The organism is Clostridium sp. LXY-7 (assembly GCF_056172015.1).
Genome location: NZ_JBLLJL010000005.1, coordinates 18,957 through 44,690, shown reverse-complemented (window position 1 = coordinate 44,690; position 25,734 = coordinate 18,957). Strand labels below are relative to the sequence as shown.

Sequence of the window (25,734 nt, the reverse complement as noted above, 5' to 3'; positions counted from 1 at the left end):
AAAAGGTTAAAATAGAGAATAGGCATTAGTGTGCCAGAGGAGGTTTATTATGAGTTTAGTACCAATGGTAGTAGAGCAAACTGGTAAGGGTGAAAGATCTTATGACATTTACTCTAGATTATTAAAGGAAAGAATTATATTTTTAGGTGATGAAGTTAATGATGTAACAGCTAGTTTAATAGTTGCTCAACTTCTATTTTTAGAATCTGAAGACCCTGATAAGGACATACAGCTTTATATAAATAGTCCAGGAGGATCAATAACTGCAGGTATGGCGATTTATGATACTATGAATTATATAAAAGCAGATGTAAGCACTACTTGTATAGGTATGGCAGCATCTATGGGAGCATTTTTATTAGCGGCAGGAGCAAAAGGAAAGAGATTTGCACTTCCTAATAGTGAAATAATGATACATCAGCCACTTGGAGGCTTCAAGGGTCAAGCTACAGATATAGAAATTCATGCAAATAGAATTTTAAAAACTAAAGAAACTCTTAACAAGATATTAAGTGAGAGAACAGGTCAGCCATTAGAGAAAATAAGCAAAGATGTTGAGCGAGATTACTTCATGTCTGCTGATGAAGCTAAAGAGTATGGACTAGTAGATGAGGTTATAGAAAAGAAGAAATAGCTTTAAAGGGGTGTCAAGATGCCAAGAAATGAAGAAAAGAAAAAATTCAAATGTTCTTTTTGTGGTAAAACTGAAGAACAAGTTAGAAGACTAATTGCAGGTCCAGGAGTATATATTTGTGATGAGTGTATTGAACTTTGTTCTGAAATAATAGTTGATGAAAAAGAAGATGATGTTCAAATAGATATGAACACCCTTCCTAAACCACAAGAAATTAAAAAATATTTAGAGCAATATGTTATAGGTCAAGATGAAGCAAAAAAGGCATTGGCCGTAGCAGTATACAATCATTACAAGAGGATAAGAACCTCCGCTATTGATGATGATATAGAGTTACAGAAAAGCAATATACTTTTATTAGGACCTACGGGTTCAGGAAAAACTTATCTTGCACAGACTTTAGCAAAGATGTTAAATGTACCATTTGCTATCGCAGATGCAACTACATTGACAGAAGCAGGTTACGTGGGAGAAGATGTAGAAAATATACTTTTGAAATTAATTCAAAATGCAGATTATGATGTAGAGAGAGCTGAAAGAGGAATTATATATATTGATGAAATAGATAAAATTGCTAGAAAATCAGAGAATCCATCTATAACTCGTGATGTATCTGGTGAAGGAGTTCAGCAAGCATTATTAAAAATTCTTGAGGGAACTACAGCATCGGTACCTCCACAAGGAGGAAGAAAGCATCCGCATCAAGAATTTATACAAATTAACACAGCTAATATCCTGTTTATTTGCGGAGGAGCTTTTGATGGAATTGAAAAAATTATTTCAAAAAGAACTCAAAAATCATCTATGGGATTTGGAGCAGATATAACTTCAAAGGATAAAAAAGGTGTTGGAGAGCTATTAAAGGATATACTTCCAGGAGATTTACTAAAATTTGGTCTAATACCTGAGTTTGTAGGAAGAATTCCTATAATAGTAACATTAGATTCACTAGACGAAGAAGCATTAATAAAAATATTAAGTGAACCTAAGAATGCATTGGTTAAACAATATCAAAAATTATTAGAAATTGATGATGTTAGATTAGAGTTTGATAAAGATTCCCTTGAGGGAATTGCTAAAGAAGCAATAAAAAGAAATACTGGAGCAAGGGGATTAAGAGCTATAATTGAAGATATTATGAGGGAAATTATGTATGAAGTACCTTCAAGAGAAGAAGTTGAAAAGGTCATTATTCATAAAGAAACCTTAGAAAATAAAATTCCAGAGTATATTATAGCTAAAAGTGGTAAAAGAGAAGCAATAAAAATTGAAAATAAAACTAGAGCAAGAAGAAGTCCAGAACTTGCTTAGGTGAAAGAAGCTATTTGTTTAAATAGCTTCTTTTTATAATTAAATGTAAATAATGTAAAATATATCTAGATAATGGTTAAGTTATGTGCTAAAATATGGATAAAATACTTTTAAGGGGGTCTTACTTATGAGTACAGTAAATTACTGTGTCCAATGCCAAAGAATATTTTTGAATGAAAACTCATGCGAATTTTGTGGTTCTGATAATATCAGAGAACTTAAGAAAAATGCACCTATTAATGTAATTGGTACAAAATTAAAAGGAAGAGTACTTAAAATTAAAGATGGCAATGCAACCCTTATAATGAATACAGAAAGTAATGAAAGAATGCTGAAAGAATATGATTTAAAGGAATTAAAAAAGATTTTGTAATATAAAAGTTAAGAATTATCTAATAAAAAGATAATTCTTAATTTTTTGTTAAAAAACTAAAAATTCTATTATGTAGAATATTAACCCAAATTATTGTAAATAATAGTAATGTATTTGCTAGATTTTATAAAAGGGAGGGAAAGTTATTCTATTATAGAAATAATAGATAACGCACATATGGCATCAGGAGCGATTTTAATTATGCTGATACAGCTTTTAGTTACAGTAATAATGGGAATTTATTTTTTTAATGCACTACAGAATCAAAGATCATCAAAGGTAGTGATAAACAAAGATAATTCTAAAGAGTGTGAAAAATTAAGAAATTTAAGAAGTATAAGCTTAACAGAACCATTAACAGAAAGAAGTAGACCTACATCATTTCATGAAGTAATTGGTCAAGAAAAAGGAATAAAGGCGTTAAAGGCTGCAATTTGTGGACCTAATCCGCAGCATATAATTATATATGGACCACCAGGAATTGGTAAAACTGCAGCAGCTAGATTAGTTCTTGAAGCAGCAAAGAATATCGATATATCACCATTTGGGGTATATTCAAAATTTGTTGAAATAGATGCTACCACAATTAGATTTGATGATAGAGGAATAGCAGATCCACTAATAGGTTCAGTGCATGATCCTATATATCAGGGGGCAGGACCACTAGGTGTAGCAGGTGTACCACAACCTAAACCTGGAGCTGTGACTAAGGCACATGGAGGAATCTTGTTTATTGATGAAATTGGAGAATTACATCCTATAGAAATGAATAAGTTATTGAAAGTATTAGAAGATAGAAAGGTATTTTTAGATAGCGCATATTATAATCCAGATGATCCTAATATGCCGTCTTATATAAAGGAAATTTTTGATGAAGGGTTACCAGCTGATTTTAGGCTTATTGGAGCAACTACAAGAAAGCCAGAGGAAGTTATACCTGCAATTAGGTCAAGATGCATAGAAATATTTTTTAGAGCATTAGAACCAGAGGAGATAAAACTAATAGCAAGAAATGCAATTGAAAAAATAAATTTAGTTATAGAAGATGATGCTTTAGATATAGTAGGAAAGTATGCATCTAATGGAAGAGATGCTGTTAATTTAGTTCAGTTGGCAGCAGGAATTGTAATAAATGAAAAAAGAAATGCCATTACCGTTAATGAAATAGAATGGGTTATTGAAAATGGACAATATACACCTAGACCAGATAAAAAAATAAATTCAACCTCTAAAATTGGATATGTAAATGGATTAGCAGTTTATGGAGCTAATATGGGTGCGGTTATGGAGATTGAAGCTAGTGCGATAAAAACTAAGGGTATAGAAGGAACAGTTAAAATAACAGGTGTGGTTGAAGAAGAGGAGCTTGGGGAAAGTGGAAGAAAATTACGAAGAAAAGGGACAGCTAAAAACTCTATGGATAATGTTATTACTGTATTAGAACGTTTTTATAATATAGATGTAAGAAAGTATGACATACATGTGAATTTCCCAGGTGGAGTTCCTGTGGATGGTCCATCGGCAGGTATTAGTATTACTACTGCATTATATAGTGCTATAACAGGAAAGATGATTTATAATACTATTGCTATGACAGGAGAAATATCTATTCATGGAGAAGTAAAGCCTGTAGGTGGAGTAACAGCAAAAATTAATGGAGCTATGAGGGCAGGAGTTAAAAAAGTATTAATTCCTAAAGAGAATTGGCAAGAAAGTTTCAAATCTTTTACAGATATAGAAATAATTCCAGTTAGTAATATAAATGAAGTAATAGATCATGCTATAGTTAAGGAACATCTACTTCATATTAATGTTGATAATATAGAACAAAACTTAGATAGAGTATCAATGACTCCACTAGATGCATAATAAAGTTAACAAATAATATAAAATAGATTATTAATAGCATATTGTTATCTTATGTAGTGACTTGTTTTCTAGTAAGATAACAATATGCTATGATTTTTATACACATTATTGCTTTCTTCAGGTTATTTTAATTGAAAAAAACGCATTTTATATGTATAATATACTAGTTCAATTATATTCTAAATTAGAATATAAAGTTTAAAGAATTAAAGGATGATAGTAAAGATAATTCATATAGAAAAGAGGGATAAAATGGAGAATAACATAATTAAACTTCCGTTAATTCCATTGAGAGGCTTGAGTATTTTTCCTCATATGATTCTACATTTTGATGTAGGAAGAGAGAAATCCATAGAAGCTATTAATATAGCCATGAATAATGAACAAAAGGTATTTTTAGTAGCACAGAGGGATGCTAAGAATGAAGAGCCTGAACAAGAGGATGTATATAAGATAGGTACTATATGTACTATAAAACAATTTATGAAGCTTCCAGGAAATTATTTAAGAGTTTTAGTTGAAGGAGAAAAGAGAGGAAGGCTTGTAAGTTTTAAAGAGGATGAGAATTATATAAGTGGAGAAATTGAGGAAATAGAGGAATCTGAATGGAATGATGATATACAGGTATTAGCATATAGAAATTGTTTAAATGAAGCTATTGACGAGTATATTGAATTAACAGGAAATCATTCTAATGAAATAGTATATGAAATTGAGAAAGAAGAGGACAATAGTGTATACTGTGATGTCATAGGAGCATTTTTAATTATTAATCAGGATGAAAAACAAGAGCTTCTTGAGTTATTAGATATAAAAGAAAGAATGGAAAAGCTTTTAGTAATATTGGAAAGAGAAATTGAGATTTTAAAAGTAGAAAAAAATATAGGAAACAAAGTAAAGAGTAAAATTAATCAATCTCAAAAGGAATATTATTTAAGAGAGCAACTAAGAGTGATACAAGAAGAATTAGGAGAAGATGATGAATTAGCAAAAGAAATTAAGGAATATGAAAAAAAGATTAGTAAAAGTAAGCTTCCTAAAGAAGTTAAAGAGAAGGCTGAATATGAACTAAATAGACTAAAAAATTCAGGGGGATTTTCCCAAGAGAGTGGAGTAATAAAGACATATTTGGATTGGATTCTTGATTTGCCATGGAGCAAGTTAACTAAGGATAGTTTAGATTTAAATAATGCTGCAAAAATACTTGATGAAGAGCATTATGGATTAGAAGATGTGAAAGAAAGGATCATAGAATATTTAGCAGTAAGGAGAGTTAGCAAGACTCTTAAGGCACCTATTTTATGTTTAGTAGGACCTCCTGGAGTTGGGAAGACATCTATAGCTAAATCCATAGCTAATTCATTAGGAAGAAAATTTGTTAGAATGAGTCTTGGCGGAGTAAAGGATGAAGCAGAGATAAGAGGACATAGGAAAACCTATGTAGGAGCTATACCAGGAAGAATAATTTATGCAATGAAAGAAGCTGGATATAAAAATTCAGTATGTCTTTTAGATGAGGTTGATAAACTATCTAGAGATTATAAAGGTAATGTGGAAGATGCATTATTGGAAGTATTAGATAGCGAACAAAATAAAACTTTTAGAGACCATTATTTAGAATTAGATTTCGATTTATCTAAAGTATTATTTATAACTACAGCCAATACTCTAGATACAATTTCACGACCACTTTTAGATAGAATGGAAATAATAGAAGTATCAGGATACACTTCAGAGGAAAAATATAATATAGGAAAAAGATATCTTTTACCTAAAATAAAAAAAGAATATTCTATAGATGATGAAAGCATATCTATAACAGACAATGCTATAAGAATTATTGTAGAAAACTATACAAGGGAATCTGGAGTAAGAAATCTTGAGAGAAAGATGGCTACAGTTATAAGAAAAGCCATAACTGAAATAGTACAACAAGATAAATCAAAGATAATTATTAATGCAACCATGGTAAAGAAGTATTTAGGACCAGAGATATATACTTATGAGAATTTAAAGGAAGAGGATAGAATTGGAGTTGTAACTGGGCTAGCTTGGACAGGATATGGTGGGGATACCTTACCAGTAGAAGTAACAGTAATGGAAGGTGATGGAAAGTTACAGTTAACAGGACAGTTAGGAGATGTAATGAAAGAATCTGCTAAGGCTGGCTACAGCTATATAAGAGCTAATTGTAGTAAATATGGTATTGATCAGGATTTCTATAAGAAAAAGGATATTCATATTCATATACCTGAAGGTGCTATTCCTAAAGATGGTCCATCAGCAGGGGTCACTATGATTACTGCTATGGTTTCGGCATTAGGGGGAAAAAAAGTTAGCTATAGAGTCGCAATGACTGGAGAAATAACATTAACAGGTAGAGTACTTCCAATTGGAGGTCTTAAGGAGAAAAGTTTAGCGGCATATAGAATGGGGATAAAAACTATTATTATTCCTAAGGATAATGAGAGGGATCTTAAAAAAATTCCTAAAGATGTAAAAAGCAATATTGAATTTATTGCAGTAGAGAAAGTAGAAGATGTATTAAAAAATGCACTTATCTGATGGCTACGCACACTACATTACTCTAGGTTAAATTTGTGGTTTTTTTAGGTGCGAATAGGTCCCTAGATAAGTACTTCTAAGCTTCAATTTGAAGAGCTATATGAATATAAAACTGTATTTGAAGCGAAGAATTACTTGATTGGAGAGATGAAAAATGGAAATTAAACAAGCAGAATTTAAGATATCAGCAGTAAAACCAGAGCAATACCCCACGGATAATAGGATAGAAATTGCATTTGTAGGAAGATCTAATGTGGGAAAATCCTCACTTATTAATACTTTAACCAATAGAAGAAAGTTAGTTAAGGTTAGTGGTACACCAGGGAAAACTAGGCTTATTAATTTTTTTACAATAAATAATGAATTTTATTTTGTAGATTTACCTGGATATGGATATGCTAAGGTATCTAAAAGTGAAAAGGCAAATTGGGGAAAAATGATGGAAATGTACCTAATTAATAGACCCCAGTTGAAAAAAGTGGCACTATTAGTAGATTGTAGACATAAGCCAACTGGTGATGATATATTAATGTATGACTGGATAAAACATTATGGATATGAAGTAATTGTGGTGGCAACTAAAAAGGATAAACTTACTAAGAACGAGCTTCAAAAAAGTGTTAAAGTTATAAGAGAAACCCTAAAGCTTTCAAAAGAAGATAATATAGTTTTCTTTTCATCCCTTAAAAAAGAAGGTAAAGAAGAACTGTTGGAAGAGATGTTTAAAGGTATAGAGATAATTTAAATTTAAAAATCTAAGGAATTTTATTATAAATTCCTTAGATTTTTTTGTGCCAATTTTATCGTATATACATATGATGTAATATAACTTAAATATTTAAAACCTAAGAAAATTTAAAAAAATCACAGTGTCAAAATGAATATGTAATCATACTATGTAATATACAAAAGAGTATAAAAAATTGATATAAGGAGGAAATCAAATGGAAAACTATTCAAACTTATTAAACTTACTAGGTAGTATGAATACCTCTAGTGAAGATGGAGCTGCACCACTTTCATCATCATGTTCAGGAGGTAGGAATAGAATATTAATATGGGTATTCCTAATTATAATATTCTGTTGTTGTGGAAGAGGCTCTGGAGGCTTTGGAGGCTTCGGAGGATTTGGAAACCGTTGCTTTGGAAATAACTTTGGAAGAGGCGGATGTGGAGGCGGATGTGGATGTGGATGCGGATGCGGAGATGATTGCTGCTGCTGCTGTGGTAAACGTAAGAAAAGTGAAGAAGTTCTTTGTGTACAAATAGATCCATGTTGCTTAAGTAACATTTGTGGAAATAATTTTGGCCCTGGATTTGGTGGCGGATTTGGCGGCGGATTTGGCTCTGGATGTGGATTTGGTGGATGCTGGTGGATCATTATATTTATAATTTTTGCATTAAATAGAAAGAGCTGCTAAAAACTAAAAGCTAAATTAATCAATAACTTAAGAAATATGAATTGATAAATACTGCATCGAAATTAAAAAGCTAAGAAAATATATAGAAAAATGGAGGATATAAACATGTGTGGATGTGGAAACAATAGATGTGGAAATTTTGGATTTGGAAATTTTGGATTTGGAAATACAGGATGTTTTCAGCCATGTACAGCATTGCTAGTAATACTAATATTATCTAATCAAGGATTATTAGATGGTGGAAAAGAATCCAGAAATGCACTGACCCTATTATTCTTATTCTGGTTATGCGGATGTAGGGGAGGATTTAATAACAACTTCTTACCACAAAATAGCCGTTGCTGTGACAATAGGGGTGGAAGCAATTGCGGATGTAATTGTGGATGCTGTTGCAAATGCAAATGCAAATGTAAGTGCAAAGAAGAAAAATGCAAATGTAGAAATATAAAAGTTTGCTGCAGCTAAAATAAAATTATAACTAAAGATATTAAGTAATTAAGCTAAAACAATAAGTTGGGAGGATATAAACATGTGTGGATTTGGAAACAATGGATTCGGGAATACAGGATGTTTTCAACCATGTATAATTCTTTTGATAATAGTTATATTTAAGAATTTAAATTTGTTAGATACAGAATGTAATCCAAATGCAAAAACTGCGCTAACATTATTATTCTTATTTTTGATATGTGGGTGTAATAGATTTGGAAGAAACTTCATATCACCTTTCAATCAAGGATGTAATAGATGTTGTTGCTAATAATAAAATAATTTCATAACAACAGAAGATAAGAGAGCTTAAGTAAACCATTGCCCAATATTAGGGGGGTTTAAAGAAAGATAAGAACTTTAGCAGTCCATGTCAATCATGGATTGCTTTTTTAAAAGTTATATGTATGGAGAGGTGGTTAGATGAGCAAACATAGACATAGAAGAAGACAGAGGGAAATGGAGGATCAATCACAATTTAATGGTAATATGAATCAAATGCAAGGACCTAATAACATGCAAAATATGAATCAAATGCAAGGTCCGAATAACATGCAGAATATGAATCAAATGGGAAATATGAATCAAATGGGAAATATGAATCCAATGGGTAACATGAATCCACTAGCTAACATGTTAGGAGGTATGGGAGGAGGGTTAGATGGAATTTTAGGACTGCTATCATCTCTAGGACTTGGCAGTGGGGGAAATGGAAGTTCAAATAACCCTAATGACATGCTATCATTATTATCCTCTTTATTAGGAGGGAATACTCAAGGAAGTAGCAATGGATCAGGATTTAATATTAATGATTTATTAAAAACATTACAAGGGAATAATGGAAATAATACAAGTAAGAATAATGTTGAAAATACGAAATCACCATTTAAAGAGGAAGATGTAAGAGAGTTCCAAAAAATACTTAATGGTATTTTGAACGATAGAGAAAACAATCAGAATAATAATAGGAATTCTAAGGAGGAAGAAAATTTAGAAAATATATTGGCTAATTTAGATTTTAATGCAATACTGAATAACATGAATAATATAGATTTTAGCAATATAGATTTTAATAATTTAGACATAGGGAATTTAATAAACAGTGATGTTTTTGATGAAGAAGTTGAGATTAAAGATGTAGATGAAGATAATATAATAGAAGAGAACATATTTAATAGAAATGGTAAATTAACTGAAGAAGAATTGAGGGATTTAGTTGGCATTTTAGTTAGATTAATTGATCCCAAAAAAATCAAGCTATTAGAGAGATTTTTAAAGAAATAAAGTTTTAAAAAAATATCTTTATATTAAAAAAGAATCCTATTAGAAAGATATAATTAGCATAGCTATAATATATGTTTAATAGGGCTTCTTTTACTTTAATAATTAAATTTTTATTTTTAAAGTGGTGTATAAAAATTTAGAAGTGGTCAATAATAATAACGTAATGGGAGTTAAAATCTCCATAACCACTAAACATGTTTAGTGGAAACCCCCCATCCCCCTTGGGACCGTAAGGTCCCATTTTTTATGAAATTGAATATAAGTACTAATAATACTTTAAAGAGGTTACTTTATATTTAAAAGAAGCATCATTAGTCTTAGTTAAGATTATGTCGAAAACTAAATTTTTAGTAATTGATGTATTTGAAATTTCTGTAGACCTAAAGCTCAAAATCCAATTAACTTGATGAGAATCTCCCTTACTATTAGTACTTAAATCTTTAAAGAATCCATCCTGGAATTTAAAAGAAGACTTTTGATTAGATAGTTTATATAGACTTTCAATATGGGTTCCACTTAGGGAATGATGAAAATATTCAGGGACTATAAGATTATTATTTGGAAAGTTCTCTATAAGATCAATGAAGTAGCTTATAGAGTTAAATCCTAAATAATTATTATCATTAGTAGTTTTAAATTCACGTAAAGTTTCATTAGAAAATATATAATTTTTCATATCGATTTTTCCATTCAGCAGATTGCCTGAAATAATTATAGGAGTTCTGTTATTTGACATATCAGTGATTCCTAGTATGTTATTTTCATTACAAAAAACATCTTTATAGCTATCACCATTCCAATAGAACATATGCTGAATATTCTTGTTATGGAAAGAGCTTTGAATAAATATCTCTTTATGATTGTCTCTTGATACATCAAATGTGGTTATACGTGAGGGCCAATAGGGTAAGAATTCACCTAATGTTTCAAGAGAATGATTATAGTTTAGGCTATGGCTAACACTTTCGTTTAGATTAATTTCAACTAATAGTTTTTCCTTATTATTTTTTACAAATATAGAATCTTTTTTTCCGTCCCCATTTAAATCGTCTTTAATTATATTATCATTAGCTATTACACTAAAAACTTCCATTGAAGGATTAGAGTGAAATGAAGTAAATAATGTGAAAAAACAAATTCCTGTGAGTATAGTAAAAAGTATATAATAAATTTTATTATTTTTAGGATTAAATCCACTCATAATATAATCACCTCACTAAATTATATGTAGTAATGAATAGATAAATTATAAAAAATAAAATAAAAGTGTTAAAGAAAAAATATCTTTAACACTTTTATATGCGAATATTTAATTTTCTATAGCTTTGCTTTCTGCCTTGCACCTTGGACAAATACCATAAAAATATATTTGATTAGAAAGGACAGAATAATCTGTATAATCCTTTACTGAATCATTTAAAGCATCAAATTTAATACTTTCTATATCGTCTACCTTAGAGCAAAGTATACAGCTAATATGCGGGTGAGCATTAGGTTTTCCATCATATCTGAAATTACCCTCACCTACATTTATTTCTTGTATCAAATTTACATCTACTAATACCTTTAAGGTTTTATAAACAGTAGCAAGACTCATAGTTGGATAATCCTCATGAAGAGCCTTATATATAGTTTCAGCAGATGGATGCTCACAAGTAGATTTAAGGTACTTATATACAGCTATACGTTGCGGAGTTAATTTTAACTTTTTTTCTTTAAATACTTGTGTAAAGTTACTATCCATATTTATACCTCTAAATCTTAGATTATTTTTTATTACAATACCTTTATTATTAATTATTATATAATAAAAATTATCCGTTGTCAAAGATTTTTATGTAGTAATTAATAAATTAATAAAATTTATTAATTTAATTAAAGGATTTTAAGCAAATACTGAGATGGATTTCATATATTAGTAATATAGGAGAGGAGGAGAAGTGCATTGAAAAAAATCTATGTGCTAGATACCAACGTTATACTTTACTCGTCAGGAGCTATATTATCTTTTGGTGATAATGATGTAGTTATACCAGAAGTAGTATTAGAGGAGCTTGATGACTTTAAAAAAGACAAAACAGAATTAGGGGTTAATGCTCGACAAGCATCAAGAATTATTGATGGGTTAAGAAAAAAAGGCAACTTAAAGGATGGGGTATCTCTTCCTGGTGGAGGGAATTTAAGAGTAGAAACAAATCACTACGATACTGATATGCCGCCAATCTGGGATAAAAGTAAAGCTGATAATAGAATTTTGCAGGTATGTAAAGCTTTAAAAGATAAAGGAGAAGAAGTTATATTAATAACTAAAGATACTTTTGAAAGAATAAAAGCAGATATTGTTAATATTAGAAGTGAAGATTTTTATGAGAAGGTAGTGCCAGAAAATAGTGACCAATATACTGGAAGAATTGAAGTTTATGTTTCTGCTGATAAAATATCTGAATTTTATAGCCAGAAAGTTTTATCAAAAGAGGATTTACTAAGTTATGATGAAGAGAAAGATGAATATTTTGCACCAGAACTATTTATTAATGAATTTGTTACCCTAATAGCTCTAGAAAATCCTAAACAGACAGCATTAGGGCGTTTTGATGGTAAGAATGTAGTACCACTTTACTATCGTGATACAAAGCCTTTAGGATTAAGTACTAGAAATGCAGGTCAGAGATTTATGTTAGAGTGTTTATGTACTAATGCCGCTAGAGCACCATTAGCACTTATTAAAGGTCCAGCTGGTACAGCGAAAACGTTATTTTCTTTAGCTGTTGGACTTCAAAGGATACTTGAAGAGAATGACGGTCAGTATAGAAGGATTTTAGTTTGTCGACCTAATGTAACTATGGATGAGGAAATAGGATTTTTACCGGGAACAGAAGAGGAAAAAATAGCACCTTTTATGAGACCAATATTTGATAATTTAGAGATACTAGTAGATTCAGATGAAAAGGAAAGATATAAAAATGAAGGGGAGCTTCAAGATAAAATTAAAGAGATATTTGATAGACGAATCATAACCACAGAAGCCATTGCCTATTTAAGAGGAAGATCCATAGTAAAATGTTGGGTAATAATAGATGAAGCTCAAAATTTAACACCAAAGCAAATAAAGGCTATAACTACAAGAGTTGGTAATGGAACTAAGTTGATATTAATAGGAGATCCAGAGCAAATAGATCATCCGTTTATGGATTCTAGATCTAATGGATTATGCTATGCTTCAGAAAAAATGAAAGGAAGTAATCTTTGTTACCAGGTTACCTTGAAATATGATGAGTGTGAGAGGTCGCCATTGGCTTATGAAGCATCACAAAGACTTTAACTTAAAAAGGCTCTAGGGCCTTTTTAAAATTTAATTAATTTAGTATTTAAAAATTTATGAAATATGATATACTAGGAGTAATATTGGAGGGGGAATGAAGTTTTGGACTTTCAAGAAAAGTTATTAGCAAAAATATTACTAATACCAGCAATACTAATAGCGTTTACTTTTAGACAATATGCCCAAGCTAGAGTTGCGGTGAAACTAGGAGATGAGACGCCAAGAATTCAAGGAAGACTTACATTAAATCCACTGAATCATATAGACCCTATTGGATTTATTATGATCCTATTTGTAGGGTTTGGGTGGGCTAAACCCATAGAAACAGATCCTAGGGCTTTTAAAAATTATTATAAAGATGATTTAAAGGTTAACTTAGTGGGAATGTTAACTAGTTTATTTATTGGCTTTATAGCATCTTTGTTACTTATGGTAATAATAAGATTTTTCCCGGGAAATAGTGATTTGAGTATTATTATAGCTACAATTGTTAAGAACATTGCAACTTTAAACTGTATATGGTTTTTCTTATGGTTATTACCTATACCAGGTTTTGATGGTTTTAATATAATAAAAGATTTATTTCCAGAAAAGTTTTATAAGTACGCGACAAAAATATATCAATATCAATTTGTTATATTTTTAATATTAATATTGCCTATAATAGGAGGAACTTCTATATTAACTTGGATTGTTGGAGTTCCAGGAAGCTTATTATATAATTTATTTCTAACAATAGCTAAATTTTTGATTTTATAATTAGCAATAACATTTATTAAGGAGAAAAATATATGCGCTTAAGAAAAAAACATTGGGCTAGGCCTGAGATGGAAGCCAGTGATATAGTAGTGTTAGATCAGTATGACCACTGTGGAAAATGGAACGAAGAGTTTGGAAATAAAAATCCTATACATTTAGAACTAGGATGTGGAATGGGTGGACATATAGCTACTAGAGGAAAAAAACATAGAAATATAAATTTTATAGGAATAGATCTAAAGGATGAAGTACTTGTATATGCATTAAGAAAAGTAAAGGATGCTTTTAAGGAAGAAAGTATATTAGATAAAAATATCAATATTAGATTAATGCCACTAAATATTATGCTGATAGAGAACGTATTTTCACAAGATGAAATAAGCAAAATTTATATAAATTTTTGTAATCCTTGGCCTAAGGAAAGGCATAATAAGAGAAGGCTTACATATACAAAATTTTTAAAGGACTATAAAAATTTCTTAAAAATAGACGGAGAAATATGGTTCAAGACAGATAATAAAGAACTTTTTGAAGATTCCATAGGATACTTTAAAGAAAGTGGTTTTGAAATAGAATTTTTAACTTATGATTTACATAATAGTGGTTTTAAAGATAATGTAGTTACAGAGTATGAAGCAAAATTTACTACACTGGGAATGAAAACTATGTTTCTTGCAGCCAAATTAAAGGAAAGATAATTATTTAGCATATATTACTAAGTGCTTTTTATATAAAAAGTTTTAAAACTATAACAAAGGGGGAAATTATAGATGGATTTTAGAAGTTTACCAAAGATTGAATTACATTGTCACTTAGATGGTAGTTTAAGGGCTGAAACAATAATAGATATAGCAAAAGAAGAAAATATTTCACTACCAACTTATTGCGTAGAAGATATGAAAGAATTAATTGCAGCACCCATAGATTGTCATTCATTAGTAGATTATTTAAGTCGTTTTAAAATTCCAGTACAAGTTTTACAAAGTAAAGCAAGCTTAAAAAGAGTTGCTTATGAATTAATGGAAGATGCCGCTAAAGAAAACGTTAAATATATAGAAATAAGATTTGCTCCACCGCTTCATGTGGAAAGAGGGTTAACTTTAGAAGAAGTAATAGCAAGTGTTCTAGATGGAATAAAGAAAGGTGAAGAGGAATTTAATATAAAAGGAAACTTAATACTCTCTTGCTTAAAACATATGGGAGTAGAAAGTGTTTTTCAAGTAGTAGAGGCAGGAAAAATATTTTTAGGAAAAGGGGTAGTGGCAATAGACCTTTGTGGAGCTGAAGATAAAGGCTTTGCTCAGGATTTTATTGAGCCTATAGCTCTTGCTAGAGAATATGGCTACAGAGTAACTATTCATGCAGGAGAGACTGGATTTGGGGAAAATGTATATGATGCAATAGAACTTCTTAAGGCTGAAAGAATTGGTCATGGAGTATCAATAAAGGATTACAAAGTGGCTTATGACTTAGTTAAGGAAAAAGGTGTATTTTTAGAAATGTGTCCTACTAGTAATCTACAGACAAAAATAATTGATACCTTTGAGAATCATCCAATATATAAATATCACAAAGATGGAATAAAAATTGGATTTAATACTGACAATAGAACAGTATCTCAAACTAATATGACTAATGAATATGAAAACATATATAATTTTAACGAAATTACAAGAATGGATTATAAAGAAATATACTATAATTCAGTTGAGGCTTCATTTTTAGAAGAGGCAGATAAATTAGCTCTAAAACAACTATTTAAATAATCAATAATTATTGATATATAAGAACTTAATATTTAAGCAAACAATGGCCTTTTATTATAATCTTTATGTGGTTATAGTAAGAGGCTATTATTTACTTAATAGAAGAAATAATAAGTGGTCAACAGCTTTTCAATTTTATATTTAACACATAATTTTTTTAAATAAGTTTTTAATTTTATTATATTTAAATTGCTTTCTTCAAAGAGTATATTAAAGTTTCTCTTCTCTTTTATAGTACAATGAGGGTTTAATATCACCCATAGTTCTTTTATACTATCTTTGAAAGAGGCTTCATTATAAGGCAAGGATAAAGCAGTTTCAATAAGCTTATATAATTCTATTATGGAACCATAGTGTCTTGATAAAATTTCACATTGATTATACAAATCTATATTTTTTTCTAATACTAAGTATTTATATTTGTTCCATACCTCATGTTTTAAAGAAAGTTTATTTTCATATTTAATCAAATTTGTTGCTTTAATGGCTGAAAGCTCCTTATCCTTTATTTCTAGCATCATATCAGCATTATATGGTTGTAAAAAATTATACCACCAAAGAAATATTTCAGAATTTATAAAGATAGCATGTGCACCACTTCTTTTTGAAGTATCTTCGTCAGAATAGTGAATTTTCATATTGCCATCTTCCTTTTTCCAAGTAGCTTTCACGTTGTTCATCAATACATTTAAAGAAAGTGAACTTCTGTTAATTTCATGGTGTAAGTTATCAAAAACACAAGGAATGGTTATTTGTTTGCATATGGATAAAACTTCTTCTACGTTATAATTTTTTTCGTCATTTTCTAATATTAATCTTTTTTTTGCAGACATAGACAATCTGTTAAAGTTTGAGATAAATCTTTCTATAGATGCAAATTTATCTTCATATACACCACCAACATGCAAGACTATTTTATGAGTATAATCAATATTAAGGCTATCTAGAAATCTGCAATGATACTCTATATCAGATATAGCTCTAGTAACTACATTATTTTTTGGCGAATTTAATACAGAATATTGCCCAGGGTGCATAGATACTCTAATATTGTTAGTCACAATATATTTACCAATTTCATATAGTTTATCTTTAAAATGAATCCACCATTTAATATTATTGATTTCATGGCTTCCAAAAGGAATTATATCAGAACTAATTCTAAACATATATATTTCATGCTCATAATTCCAATGAAGAATTTTATATAGATCATCTAAGTTTTCTTCTACTATGTTATAAAATTTTTCCTCATTAAAATTTTTCATAATAAAGCTTCTAGATGTCCTATAAGGAATAGTAACAGGAGTACATGCATATCCTATTTTGCGTTGCATAAAAAATTTCCTCCTATATAAAGTTAAATTTACTTACTCTATTATTATTTTCGAATTTATATGGAATATACTAATAGAAAATGAAAATTCCAATACATTCCATACATTAAAATTCTCATAGAGAAGAAAATAATATAAAATATATTATAAGGAGAAATTATATGGAAAAGCAAAATAAAGAAAATCAATCTACGCAAAAGGGAAAAAGAAGACATAAATTAAAAGATCATCAAGACAATAGAGGCACAAAGCAAAATAAAAATGAGTATAGTGATTTTCAAGGAAATCCAATAGAGTAGAATAAAATAAGTTTAGATGATTTCAAAATCATCTAAACTTATTCAATAAATTACTTATTTAATTTTGTGAGAACTATTAACTATAATGGTGATAATAAGTATTATAATTGAAGTTAGGGCAATAGTTCCACCAGGTGCGCAGTTTAAAAAATATGAGCCAATCAATCCAACCATGATATCTAAAAATCCAAAGAGCATGGAAAGCATTAAGGTAGATTTAAATCCTTTTTTAAATTGAAGAGCTGTTGCAACTGGAAGAGCAATCATTGAAGACATTACTAATATACCCATAATTCTTATGGATACAGATATAGTAGCTCCAACCATAAGTGAAAAGATATAATTTATCAATTTAACATTAATTCCACATATTTTAGCACCTTCTTCATTAAAGGTAATATAGAGTAGCTTATCATATAGAAAAAATAAAACTATTAAAGATAATAAGCTTAAAATAACCATAATTAAAAGGTCACTTTTGGTTACTGTTAGAATACTACCAAATAAGAAACTATTTACACTAGTAGAAGTTTTACCGCTACTAATAAGAGTGATGCCCACACCTACACTGAAAGTTAGTATTATTGAGAGTATTAGTTCAGAATATTTATTATAATAAGTTCTTAAGTATTCAATAGTAAAGGCACATACAGTGGTAAATATAAAAGCACATATTATAGGATTTATTCCTATAACTAAACCTAGAGCCACTCCAGCAAAAGAAGAATGAGCAAGAGTATCGCCAATCATTGCATGTCTTCTTAAAACTAAAAAAACTCCTACCATAGGACAAAGAATAGAAATAAGAATACCAGCAGCAAAAGCATTTTTCATAAATTCATATTGAAGCATAATTTCCACCTATCTTTTACAAGTAGTACAAATAGTATTTAAGTACTCTTGTGTAGTATATAAACTACCTGAATTATTTTCCATTTTTAATATATGAGTAGCGTTATCTAAGCATTTATCTAAATCATGCTCTACAGATAGAATAGTGACGTTATTATTTAAGTTCAGTTTTTTTAGAGTTTCGTATACATCACTTATACTTGCTGCATCTAGAGCTGTAGAGGGCTCATCCAATATTAGAAGATCACTATTCATTAAAAGAGCTCTTGCAATAAATATTTTTTGTTGCTGCCCTCCAGACAAATTACCTATAAGGAAATCTTTATAACTTAGCATGTCAACCTTTTTCAAAGCCTTGTCAATAACATCAACTTCCTTTATTTTTAGAACCTTTCTATGAGTATTTAGAATTTCACCAACGGTTATTGGAAAAGAGGAATTAAAGGTATCATTTTTTTGTGGTACATAGGATACATAATTAGCATCAATATGTATAGACCCTTTTTGTGGAGTTAATAGATTTAATATTAATTTTATTAATGTAGTTTTACAACTACCATTTGAGCCTATTATGTTTACATAGCTTCCTTTAGGGATATGTATACTTAAATCTTCTATAATAAAATTTTTTGAATTATCATAGGAAAAAAATATATTATTAACTTTGATCATGAATAAATCTCCTTTCGACTACATGTAAGTATTGCCAAAAATTACAAATTTTATAATTACAAATTAAAATAATTATGTGAATAATAATTATTTAATGTGACAATATGTAAATATGAGTATATAATTAATTATAGCTAATTGCGAATTATTTGCAACATAAAAGAAAAAGTTTTTAAGGAGGAAAAGATGAAAAAAATAATTTCTATATTATTAAGTGTATTTTTATCAATAACATTGGTAGCTTGTGGTGATAGTAAAGAGGGGAAGTCTATTGAGAGTAATGGAAAGATTAATTTAGTAACTTCATTTTATGGAATGAAGGCGTTAGCAGAGGAAATAGGTGGAGATAAGGTAGATATATATAATATAACTCCTGAAGGAAGTGAACCTCATGACTTCGAGCCAAAGGCAAAGGATATAAAGCTTATTGAGAATGGTGATATATTTATATATAATGGAGCTGGAATGGAACATTGGGTTGAAAAAACTCTAAAGACTATAACTAATAAAGATTTAATTATGGTAGAAGCTAGTAAAAATGTAGAACTTATTGAAGGAGAGGGTGGAAAGCAAGATCCTCATACATGGCTTGGACTAACTAGTTCTAAAATAGAAGCTAATAACATAAAAAATGCATTGATAGAAAAGGATGCCACCAATAAAGAATACTATGAAAAAAATTATAATAAGTTTATTGAAAAAATAGAATCAATAGAGAAGGATTATAGTGAAAAATATAAAGAATTAAAAAATAGAGATTTCATAACTGGACATGAAACCTTTGGATATCTATGTAACGACTTAGGTATTGTTCAAAACAGTATAGAGGGACTGTTTGCTGAAGGGGAACCCTCTCCAAAACAATTAGAAGAACTAATAAATTATTGTAAGAAAAATAATGTAAAAACTATATTTGTAGAGGAATTAATAAGCCCTGAGTTATCTGATACTTTGGCAAGAGAAATTGATGGAAGTACTGTAAAGATATATACTCTTCATAGTAGCGAGGATAATAAATCTTTTAGTGAAGCATTAAGATATAATGTGGAAACTATATATGAAGTATTAAGCAAAATGTAGTAAAGGAGTAATTATGGGAAAGAAAATCAGTACTTGTGAGTGTAATAAAGATTATGAAAATTTTACTAAGTCTTTAAAAGTGTCTATAGGGGAAGAAAGTGTTATAACCCAGAATAAGTGTATAGGAGCTTGCAATAGTTGCGGATATAAATATATAGCAAGGGTTGATGGTAAACTTATAGAAAGAGAAGACATGGAAGAAGAAATTGAATTAATTAAAAAAGAAATAAAAAGTTAGACTTAGGTCTAATTTTTTATTTCTTTTTTATATATCACTATTGATAATATACTCACTACTGATATATAATATTATATATCAGTAGTGAGTATAGGAGAGATGATTATGAAAAAAATTGCATTAATAACTGATAGTGCTAGCGATATATCAAAAGAACTACAGGAAAAATATAATATATTTGTACTGCCATTTAAGATAATATATAGAGATAAAGAATATACTGACGGAGTGGATATAGATTCTGAATTTTTATATGAAACTATGGAAACGGGATCACCAACTACATCACTTCCATCTATGCAAGACATGGAGATTTTATTTGAAAAACTTATAAACGAAGGATATACTGAAGCTTTAGTTGTTACTTTGTCTTCAAACTTATCCGGAGTTAACAATGCAGTACAGCTTGTTAGTGAAAGTCATCCAGAAATAAAGTGTTATGTATATGATTCATTATCGATATCTTATGGAGAGACAGTGCCACTAGTAGAAGCTGCGAAAATGATTGACAAAGGATGTTCCTTGGAAGAGGTAATAAAAAAACTTCCTAAGATAAGTGAAAACATTGAAATATTCTTTGTTATAGGAACTTTAGAATATTTAATTAGAGGTGGAAGAATAGGTAAAGTAGCAGGAACTATAGCTCAGTTTTTACACTTGAAACCTATTGTTTCTGTTGGAAGAGATGGAGTTTATTATACTCATAGTAAGGCTAGAGGAAGAAAACAGTCCCTAAATAAAATTTATGATATAGGTATTGAGAAACTTAATAAAGCAAAACATGATATTTATATAGTTCCTGGAAAAGCTGAGGAAGAAGCTAAAGCTCTTGCAGAAAAATTTAAGCAACATAAAAATGCAAATAATGTAATTTGTAGTGATAATATAAGTGTTGTTTCAGGAGTTCATACTGGTCCAGGTTTTATTGGAGTACTTTTCTATAATATAGAGTAATCTATGAGTAAAGACGAACTTAAAGCTATAAAAGAAGAAGAAAAAAGGCTATATGAAGATTATAAGAAAAAATTAAATGAACTTAGAAAAGTACAGAATGAAAATGAAGCTGTTGGACAGGTGTTTACAAAGGGATTACTACCAATATATGTGCTTTATATACTTAGCTTAGGACCTACAAATGGAAATTATATATCTCATCAAATAGGAGAAAGAACTAATGGATTATGGATACCTAGTACAGGTGGAATATATCCAATATTAAAAAAAATGGAAAAAGAAGGGATTATTGAAGGGGTTTGGGATGACTCGAAAAAGAGAGTGCAGAAAATTTATTCAATTACTGAAAAAGGATTAGAGGAATTTCACCATAAAAAACTACTTCTTAAAGAGAAAATTGAAGAAGCTTTGGAAGTTTTTAAAATTATATATGAAGATTTATACTAACAAAAGCCATTTAGGAGATTTCTCTTAAATGGCTTTTAAATTTAGAGGAGAAAAACATAAAATTGCAATAGTTGAATTATTGTGAAAATTAGAATAATATATACTTAGGCACAATGAAATTTTTTATATATATGAAAATTTATGGATGTAATAGGGGGACAATAATGAGAAAAATTAAAGGATTGTTGAAGTACGCTAAAATTTATAAGAAAAGATACTTTATAGGTATAGCTTTCCTTATATTGGTAGATTTTTTGCAGCTAATACCACCTAAAATTATAGGGTTCTTAACAGATAGCTTATCTCAAGGCATAGCAGATAAAAATACACTGATATATTCGGTTATATATATATTAGTTATTGCTACAGCTATAGCCTTTGGACGATTTATGTGGAGAATTTACATAAACGGTACCTCGAGAATGGTTGAATATGATATAAGAAGTAAATTCTTTAATCATTTACAACAGGTATCTACAGATTTCTATAATGAGAAAAAGACTGGAGATTTGATGGCTTTAGCAACTAATGACTTAAATGCAGTAAGGATGGCATTGGGTCCAGGAATAATCATGTTTTTTGATGCAATTGTATTAACTATAGCAACACTTACAATAATGTTAACAATCAATATGAAATTAACATTATTAGCATTAATACCGCTACCATTTGTGGCCATTATATCACAAAAATTTGGTAAAAAAATTCATAAAAAATTTATGAAAGTTCAGAATTGCTTTTCAAAACTTACAGATGTGGTACAGGAGAATTTCTCAGGAATAAGGATAGTAAAATCCTTCGTCCAAGAGGAAAAAGAATATGAGAAATTCATTGAAGAAAATGAAAATAATTTTAAGGCAAATATGGACTTTATAAGAATTTGGGGAGTGTTTTCTCCACTGATAGAATTTATTGCTTCTTTAAGTTTTGTTATTCTAGTGGTTATAGGAGGAACCTTTGTTATCTTAGGAAATATATCCTTGGGTGATTTTGTTACTTTCAATATGTATTTAGGAAATCTTGTATGGCCTATGATGGCTATAGGATGGGTTATCAATAATCTTCAAAGAGGATTTGCATCCTTGGAAAGGATAGAAGAAGTTTTAAATATAAAGCCTGAAATCTATGATAAAGATATAAGTTTAACATCTTCTCTTAATGGAGATATAGTTATTAAAGATTTAAGCTTTATTTATAAAAATACTAAAGTTCCAGCGCTCAAAAATATAAATCTTTCTATAAAAAAAGGACAAACCTTAGGTATTGTTGGAAAAACAGGAAGTAGCAAAAGTACGTTAATAAGTCTGTTGGTAAGACTGTATAATGTGGAAAATGGGAAGATATTTATAAATGAAACTGATATTAATAAAATCCCACTTAAAAACTTGCGTCATAATATAGGATTTGTATCCCAAGATCCATTTCTATTTTCAACTACTTTAAGTGAGAATATAAACTTAGCCTTCGATGATATTAACATGGAAAAGATTTACGAAGCTACTCAAATGGCAGATATATATGATAATATAATAGATTTTCCAAATGGCTTTGAAACTATTGTGGGAGAGCGAGGAACTACTCTTTCTGGAGGTCAGAAGCAGAGATGCTCTATTGCAAGAGCCCTAATAAAAGATCCCGAAATACTGATTTTAGATGATTGCTTATCAGCGGTAGATGCTAAAACAGAGGTAAAGATATTAGAAAATTTAAAACAGCTTATGAAGAATAAAACATCTATAATAATATCCCATAGAATATCAGCGGTTAAGGATGCAGATAACATTATTGTTTTAGATGAAGGAAGTATTGTAGATGAGGGAAATCATGAGCAGTTAAAAAATAAAGAGGGAATCTATAAGGAAATATATGAAAAGCAACAAATAGAGCAAGAAATATTAGAAGCTGGGGAGGTGTAGTAGATGGAGAATAATCATCTTGAAGAAGAGATATTAGATAAGCAATATGATTCGGTACTTATGAAAAGGCTTTTAAAATTTGCAAAACCATATAAAGGGTTAATTTTATTGGTTATTATAATAATGTTTGTAGTAGTATGTATGGATTTATATGTGCCATTTCTTGTTAAGAATGTTATAGATAATAACATAAATCCATCGAAAGGGGTTTATAGCATCGTTGAAACACCTCAAGAAAAGGGGGTAGAATTAGCTTCAAATAAATATGTAATAAGGGGAAAAGAAAATCTAGGAACAAGAGCAACTATAATATATGATGAAAATAATATACCTTTTGTTGTAGAAGGAATCACAGAGGAAAATAGGCCTTATAAATTAGAAGGAGATACATTTACTCAAGATAATAATAGTTACAAGGCACACAAAATAAGTATAGAGGATATAAAAATATTAAGGAATGAGGATTTAAGGTCTATTAAAGTTAGTGCAGTTATATTACTTGGAATAGGAATACTAACCTTTATTTTAAATTATATTCAGATATTTATACTACAATATACAGGTCAAAAAATAATATTTAATATTAGGGCAACTATATTTAGACATGTGGAAGAACTTTCTCTTTCTTTCTATGATAAAAATCCTGTAGGAAGATTAGTTACTAGAGTTACTAATGATGTAGAAACCTTAAATGAAATGTATACCTCTGTACTTATATATCTGATTAAAGATTTTTTCTTAGTAGTTGGAATAGTGATTGCCATGTTTATACTTAATGTGAAGATGGCCATAGTTTCAATAATAACTTTACCATTAGTTATTGCATTGACCTTCATATTTAGAAAATATGACAGGGAAGCCTATAGGAAGGTTAGAGCTAGGATATCTAGAATCAACTCTTCATTATCTGAAAATATAACTGGTATGAAGACAGTACAGATATACGGGGTAGAAGAAAAAAAATATAAGGAATTTGATAAGATTAATACATCCTATTCAGATGCAGCCATGGAACAAATTAGAGTCTTTGCTATATTTAGACCTGTAATGGATATGGTATATCAATTGGCGTTAGCTATACTTATATGGGTAGGAGGAAGTGCTGTATTAAATCTAACTATCGAACTAGGAGTACTATACGCTTTTATTAGCTATATAATGAAATTATTTCAACCTATATTTGACCTTTCAGAGAAATTTGATATACTTCAATCTTCAATGGCCTCATCAGAAAGAATATTTATGCTCTTAGATAATGACAACTCTATTAAAAATCCTAAGGAACCTAAACATATAGGTAGGGCAAAGGGTGAAATAGAATTCAAAAATGTATGGTTCGCTTATAATGATGAGGATTGGGTTTTAAAGGATGTAAGTTTTAAAATTAATGTAGGAGAAACTATGGCTTTTGTAGGCGCTACAGGAGCAGGTAAAACTTCTATAATTAGTTTAATTACTAGACTATACGATATTCAAAAGGGAGAAATATTAATTGATGGAGTAAACATTAAATCTATGGCTCAAGAAGAGTTGAGGAAAAATGTAGCTACAGTACTTCAAGATGTATTCTTATTTGCGGGTGATATAAAAGGTAATGTCAGGCTAAATAATGAAAATATTAGTGATGACGATGTTATAAAAGCTTGCGAATACGTGAATGCTAATGTGTTTATTGATAAATTACCTGATGGGTATGGTTCTAAAGTCAATGAGAGAGGAACCACATTTTCTCAAGGGGAGAGACAACTTATTGCTTTTGCTAGAGCACTGGCCTTTAATCCCCCAATATTAGTTTTAGATGAGGCTACTTCTAATATTGATACTGAAACAGAAAGTTTAATTCAAGATGCCTTAGATAAATTGACAAAAGGAAGGACTACAATTGTAGTAGCCCATAGGTTATCAACTATAAAGAATGCTAATAAAATTATAGTTATGCATAAGGGTAGAGTAAGAGAAATTGGTAACCATAGTGAATTATTAGCTAAGGGTGGATTATATAGCAATTTATACAAACTTCAATATGCAGAGAAATAAAAAAGTGCTAGTGCCTTAATGGTACTAGCATTAATTAATTTAATTTAAATTAAGTTTATTTATGGGGGAACATTCAAACTATAACATTATAGTAATGAATGCATATTGC

The 25,734-nt window shown here is 29.5% G+C and carries 26 protein-coding genes; 21 read left to right on the top strand and 5 right to left on the bottom strand.

Features of this window, described 5'->3' with window-relative positions:
• Positions 1-49 precede the first annotated feature (49 nt).
• From clpP to ACI48Q_RS16460, 10 genes are all read left to right on the top strand, one after another.
• Positions 50-634: an ATP-dependent Clp endopeptidase proteolytic subunit ClpP gene (gene clpP, locus ACI48Q_RS16505; protein ID WP_474920236.1), complete on the top strand. Its 585-nt coding sequence runs from the start codon at positions 50-52 to the stop codon at positions 632-634.
• Positions 635-652: 18 nt separating this feature from the next.
• Positions 653-1,945: an ATP-dependent Clp protease ATP-binding subunit ClpX gene (gene clpX / locus ACI48Q_RS16500; protein WP_474920235.1), complete on the top strand. Its 1,293-nt coding sequence runs from the start codon at positions 653-655 to the stop codon at positions 1,943-1,945.
• Positions 1,946-2,072: 127 nt separating this feature from the next.
• Positions 2,073-2,318, top strand: a complete 246-nt coding sequence (locus ACI48Q_RS16495) for a hypothetical protein (protein WP_474920234.1) — start codon at positions 2,073-2,075, stop codon at positions 2,316-2,318.
• A gap of 201 nt (positions 2,319-2,519) precedes the next feature.
• The gene (gene lonB / locus ACI48Q_RS16490; protein WP_474920233.1) at positions 2,520-4,187 is read left to right on the top strand and encodes an ATP-dependent protease LonB; all 1,668 of its coding nucleotides are present in this window, start codon (positions 2,520-2,522) and stop codon (positions 4,185-4,187) included.
• Between the two features lie 252 nt (positions 4,188-4,439).
• Entirely contained in the window at positions 4,440-6,752 is a 2,313-nt protein-coding gene (lon, locus tag ACI48Q_RS16485; protein WP_474920232.1) for an endopeptidase La, read from the top strand.
• A 154-nt stretch (positions 6,753-6,906) separates the two neighbouring features.
• Positions 6,907-7,497: a ribosome biogenesis GTP-binding protein YihA/YsxC gene (gene yihA / locus ACI48Q_RS16480; RefSeq protein WP_474920231.1), complete on the top strand. Its 591-nt coding sequence runs from the start codon at positions 6,907-6,909 to the stop codon at positions 7,495-7,497.
• Between the two features lie 199 nt (positions 7,498-7,696).
• On the top strand, positions 7,697-8,173 hold the full coding sequence (locus ACI48Q_RS16475; RefSeq protein WP_474920230.1) for a hypothetical protein: 477 nt from the start codon (positions 7,697-7,699) through the stop codon (positions 8,171-8,173).
• Positions 8,174-8,278: 105 nt separating this feature from the next.
• Positions 8,279-8,638 carry a hypothetical protein gene (locus ACI48Q_RS16470; protein WP_474920229.1) on the top strand — a complete coding sequence of 120 codons (360 nt, stop codon included), beginning with the start codon at positions 8,279-8,281 and terminating at the stop codon, positions 8,636-8,638.
• A gap of 64 nt (positions 8,639-8,702) precedes the next feature.
• Positions 8,703-8,933: a hypothetical protein gene (locus ACI48Q_RS16465; protein WP_474920228.1), complete on the top strand. Its 231-nt coding sequence runs from the start codon at positions 8,703-8,705 to the stop codon at positions 8,931-8,933.
• 152 nt (positions 8,934-9,085) lie between these two features.
• Positions 9,086-9,946, top strand: coding sequence for a hypothetical protein (locus ACI48Q_RS16460; protein WP_474920227.1), 861 nt, complete (start codon positions 9,086-9,088; stop codon positions 9,944-9,946).
• Positions 9,947-10,211: 265 nt separating this feature from the next.
• Here the strand turns inward: ACI48Q_RS16460 and ACI48Q_RS16455 are convergent, their stop codons facing one another.
• Positions 10,212-11,147 (bottom strand): hypothetical protein, encoded by a 936-nt coding sequence (locus ACI48Q_RS16455; protein WP_474920226.1) that lies wholly within the window; start codon positions 11,145-11,147, stop codon positions 10,212-10,214.
• Positions 11,148-11,255: 108 nt separating this feature from the next.
• The gene (perR, locus tag ACI48Q_RS16450; protein ID WP_474920225.1) at positions 11,256-11,690 is read right to left on the bottom strand and encodes a transcriptional regulator PerR; all 435 of its coding nucleotides are present in this window, start codon (positions 11,688-11,690) and stop codon (positions 11,256-11,258) included.
• 201 nt (positions 11,691-11,891) lie between these two features.
• Here perR and ACI48Q_RS16445 point away from each other — a divergent pair, with 201 nt between their 5' ends.
• From ACI48Q_RS16445 to add, 4 genes are all read left to right on the top strand, one after another.
• On the top strand, positions 11,892-13,268 hold the full coding sequence (locus ACI48Q_RS16445) for a PhoH family protein (protein ID WP_474920224.1): 1,377 nt from the start codon (positions 11,892-11,894) through the stop codon (positions 13,266-13,268).
• Between the two features lie 102 nt (positions 13,269-13,370).
• The gene (locus ACI48Q_RS16440) at positions 13,371-14,027 is read left to right on the top strand and encodes a site-2 protease family protein (protein WP_474920223.1); all 657 of its coding nucleotides are present in this window, start codon (positions 13,371-13,373) and stop codon (positions 14,025-14,027) included.
• A gap of 32 nt (positions 14,028-14,059) precedes the next feature.
• Complete coding sequence (gene trmB, locus ACI48Q_RS16435; protein WP_474920222.1) at positions 14,060-14,725, top strand: tRNA (guanosine(46)-N7)-methyltransferase TrmB; 666 nt, start codon at positions 14,060-14,062, stop codon at positions 14,723-14,725.
• A gap of 72 nt (positions 14,726-14,797) precedes the next feature.
• A complete protein-coding gene (add, locus tag ACI48Q_RS16430; RefSeq protein ID WP_474920221.1) occupies positions 14,798-15,793 on the top strand; it encodes an adenosine deaminase in 996 nt (331 codons plus the stop codon).
• Positions 15,794-15,888: 95 nt separating this feature from the next.
• Here the strand turns inward: add and uvsE are convergent, their stop codons facing one another.
• Positions 15,889-17,130 (bottom strand): UV DNA damage repair endonuclease UvsE, encoded by a 1,242-nt coding sequence (gene uvsE, locus ACI48Q_RS16425; protein WP_474920220.1) that lies wholly within the window; start codon positions 17,128-17,130, stop codon positions 15,889-15,891.
• 161 nt (positions 17,131-17,291) lie between these two features.
• Here uvsE and ACI48Q_RS16420 point away from each other — a divergent pair, with 161 nt between their 5' ends.
• Positions 17,292-17,429: a clostri-philic family protein gene (locus ACI48Q_RS16420; protein ID WP_474920219.1), complete on the top strand. Its 138-nt coding sequence runs from the start codon at positions 17,292-17,294 to the stop codon at positions 17,427-17,429.
• Positions 17,430-17,483: 54 nt separating this feature from the next.
• On the opposite strand, the gene ACI48Q_RS16415 is transcribed toward ACI48Q_RS16420, so the two are convergent.
• Together ACI48Q_RS16415 and ACI48Q_RS16410 are read right to left on the bottom strand one after the other, a co-directional pair.
• Positions 17,484-18,281 (bottom strand): metal ABC transporter permease, encoded by a 798-nt coding sequence (locus tag ACI48Q_RS16415; protein ID WP_474920218.1) that lies wholly within the window; start codon positions 18,279-18,281, stop codon positions 17,484-17,486.
• 9 nt (positions 18,282-18,290) lie between these two features.
• Complete coding sequence (locus ACI48Q_RS16410; RefSeq protein WP_474920217.1) at positions 18,291-18,953, bottom strand: metal ABC transporter ATP-binding protein; 663 nt, start codon at positions 18,951-18,953, stop codon at positions 18,291-18,293.
• 186 nt (positions 18,954-19,139) lie between these two features.
• Between ACI48Q_RS16410 and ACI48Q_RS16405 the strand changes: the two genes are divergently transcribed.
• The 6 genes from ACI48Q_RS16405 (at position 19,140) to ACI48Q_RS16380 (ending at position 25,625) form a co-directional block, all read left to right on the top strand.
• A complete protein-coding gene (locus ACI48Q_RS16405; protein WP_474920216.1) occupies positions 19,140-20,033 on the top strand; it encodes a metal ABC transporter solute-binding protein, Zn/Mn family in 894 nt (297 codons plus the stop codon).
• Between the two features lie 13 nt (positions 20,034-20,046).
• Entirely contained in the window at positions 20,047-20,271 is a 225-nt protein-coding gene (locus ACI48Q_RS16400) for a hypothetical protein (protein ID WP_474920215.1), read from the top strand.
• 105 nt (positions 20,272-20,376) lie between these two features.
• Positions 20,377-21,225, top strand: a complete 849-nt coding sequence (locus tag ACI48Q_RS16395; protein ID WP_474920214.1) for a DegV family protein — start codon at positions 20,377-20,379, stop codon at positions 21,223-21,225.
• A 3-nt stretch (positions 21,226-21,228) separates the two neighbouring features.
• Positions 21,229-21,672, top strand: a complete 444-nt coding sequence (locus tag ACI48Q_RS16390) for a PadR family transcriptional regulator (protein ID WP_474920213.1) — start codon at positions 21,229-21,231, stop codon at positions 21,670-21,672.
• Positions 21,673-21,836: 164 nt separating this feature from the next.
• Positions 21,837-23,588 carry an ABC transporter ATP-binding protein gene (locus ACI48Q_RS16385; RefSeq protein ID WP_474920212.1) on the top strand — a complete coding sequence of 584 codons (1,752 nt, stop codon included), beginning with the start codon at positions 21,837-21,839 and terminating at the stop codon, positions 23,586-23,588.
• 3 nt (positions 23,589-23,591) lie between these two features.
• Positions 23,592-25,625, top strand: a complete 2,034-nt coding sequence (locus ACI48Q_RS16380) for an ABC transporter ATP-binding protein (protein ID WP_474920211.1) — start codon at positions 23,592-23,594, stop codon at positions 25,623-25,625.
• Positions 25,626-25,734 lie beyond the last annotated feature (109 nt).

Coding starts and splice junctions, on each gene's coding strand:
- clpP (WP_474920236.1), top strand. CDS start 50: ATGAGTTTAGTACCAATGGTAGTAGAGCAAACTGGTAAGGGTGAAAGA.
- clpX (WP_474920235.1), top strand. CDS start 653: ATGCCAAGAAATGAAGAAAAGAAAAAATTCAAATGTTCTTTTTGTGGT.
- ACI48Q_RS16495 (WP_474920234.1), top strand. CDS start 2,073: ATGAGTACAGTAAATTACTGTGTCCAATGCCAAAGAATATTTTTGAAT.
- lonB (WP_474920233.1), top strand. CDS start 2,520: ATGCTGATACAGCTTTTAGTTACAGTAATAATGGGAATTTATTTTTTT.
- lon (WP_474920232.1), top strand. CDS start 4,440: ATGGAGAATAACATAATTAAACTTCCGTTAATTCCATTGAGAGGCTTG.
- yihA (WP_474920231.1), top strand. CDS start 6,907: ATGGAAATTAAACAAGCAGAATTTAAGATATCAGCAGTAAAACCAGAG.
- ACI48Q_RS16475 (WP_474920230.1), top strand. CDS start 7,697: ATGGAAAACTATTCAAACTTATTAAACTTACTAGGTAGTATGAATACC.
- ACI48Q_RS16470 (WP_474920229.1), top strand. CDS start 8,279: ATGTGTGGATGTGGAAACAATAGATGTGGAAATTTTGGATTTGGAAAT.
- ACI48Q_RS16465 (WP_474920228.1), top strand. CDS start 8,703: ATGTGTGGATTTGGAAACAATGGATTCGGGAATACAGGATGTTTTCAA.
- ACI48Q_RS16460 (WP_474920227.1), top strand. CDS start 9,086: ATGAGCAAACATAGACATAGAAGAAGACAGAGGGAAATGGAGGATCAA.
- ACI48Q_RS16455 (WP_474920226.1), bottom strand. CDS start 11,147: ATGAGTGGATTTAATCCTAAAAATAATAAAATTTATTATATACTTTTT.
- perR (WP_474920225.1), bottom strand. CDS start 11,690: ATGGATAGTAACTTTACACAAGTATTTAAAGAAAAAAAGTTAAAATTA.
- trmB (WP_474920222.1), top strand. CDS start 14,060: ATGCGCTTAAGAAAAAAACATTGGGCTAGGCCTGAGATGGAAGCCAGT.
- add (WP_474920221.1), top strand. CDS start 14,798: ATGGATTTTAGAAGTTTACCAAAGATTGAATTACATTGTCACTTAGAT.
- uvsE (WP_474920220.1), bottom strand. CDS start 17,130: ATGCAACGCAAAATAGGATATGCATGTACTCCTGTTACTATTCCTTAT.
- ACI48Q_RS16420 (WP_474920219.1), top strand. CDS start 17,292: ATGGAAAAGCAAAATAAAGAAAATCAATCTACGCAAAAGGGAAAAAGA.
- ACI48Q_RS16415 (WP_474920218.1), bottom strand. CDS start 18,281: ATGCTTCAATATGAATTTATGAAAAATGCTTTTGCTGCTGGTATTCTT.
- ACI48Q_RS16410 (WP_474920217.1), bottom strand. CDS start 18,953: ATGATCAAAGTTAATAATATATTTTTTTCCTATGATAATTCAAAAAAT.
- ACI48Q_RS16405 (WP_474920216.1), top strand. CDS start 19,140: ATGAAAAAAATAATTTCTATATTATTAAGTGTATTTTTATCAATAACA.
- ACI48Q_RS16400 (WP_474920215.1), top strand. CDS start 20,047: ATGGGAAAGAAAATCAGTACTTGTGAGTGTAATAAAGATTATGAAAAT.
- ACI48Q_RS16395 (WP_474920214.1), top strand. CDS start 20,377: ATGAAAAAAATTGCATTAATAACTGATAGTGCTAGCGATATATCAAAA.
- ACI48Q_RS16390 (WP_474920213.1), top strand. CDS start 21,229: ATGAGTAAAGACGAACTTAAAGCTATAAAAGAAGAAGAAAAAAGGCTA.
- ACI48Q_RS16385 (WP_474920212.1), top strand. CDS start 21,837: ATGAGAAAAATTAAAGGATTGTTGAAGTACGCTAAAATTTATAAGAAA.
- ACI48Q_RS16380 (WP_474920211.1), top strand. CDS start 23,592: ATGGAGAATAATCATCTTGAAGAAGAGATATTAGATAAGCAATATGAT.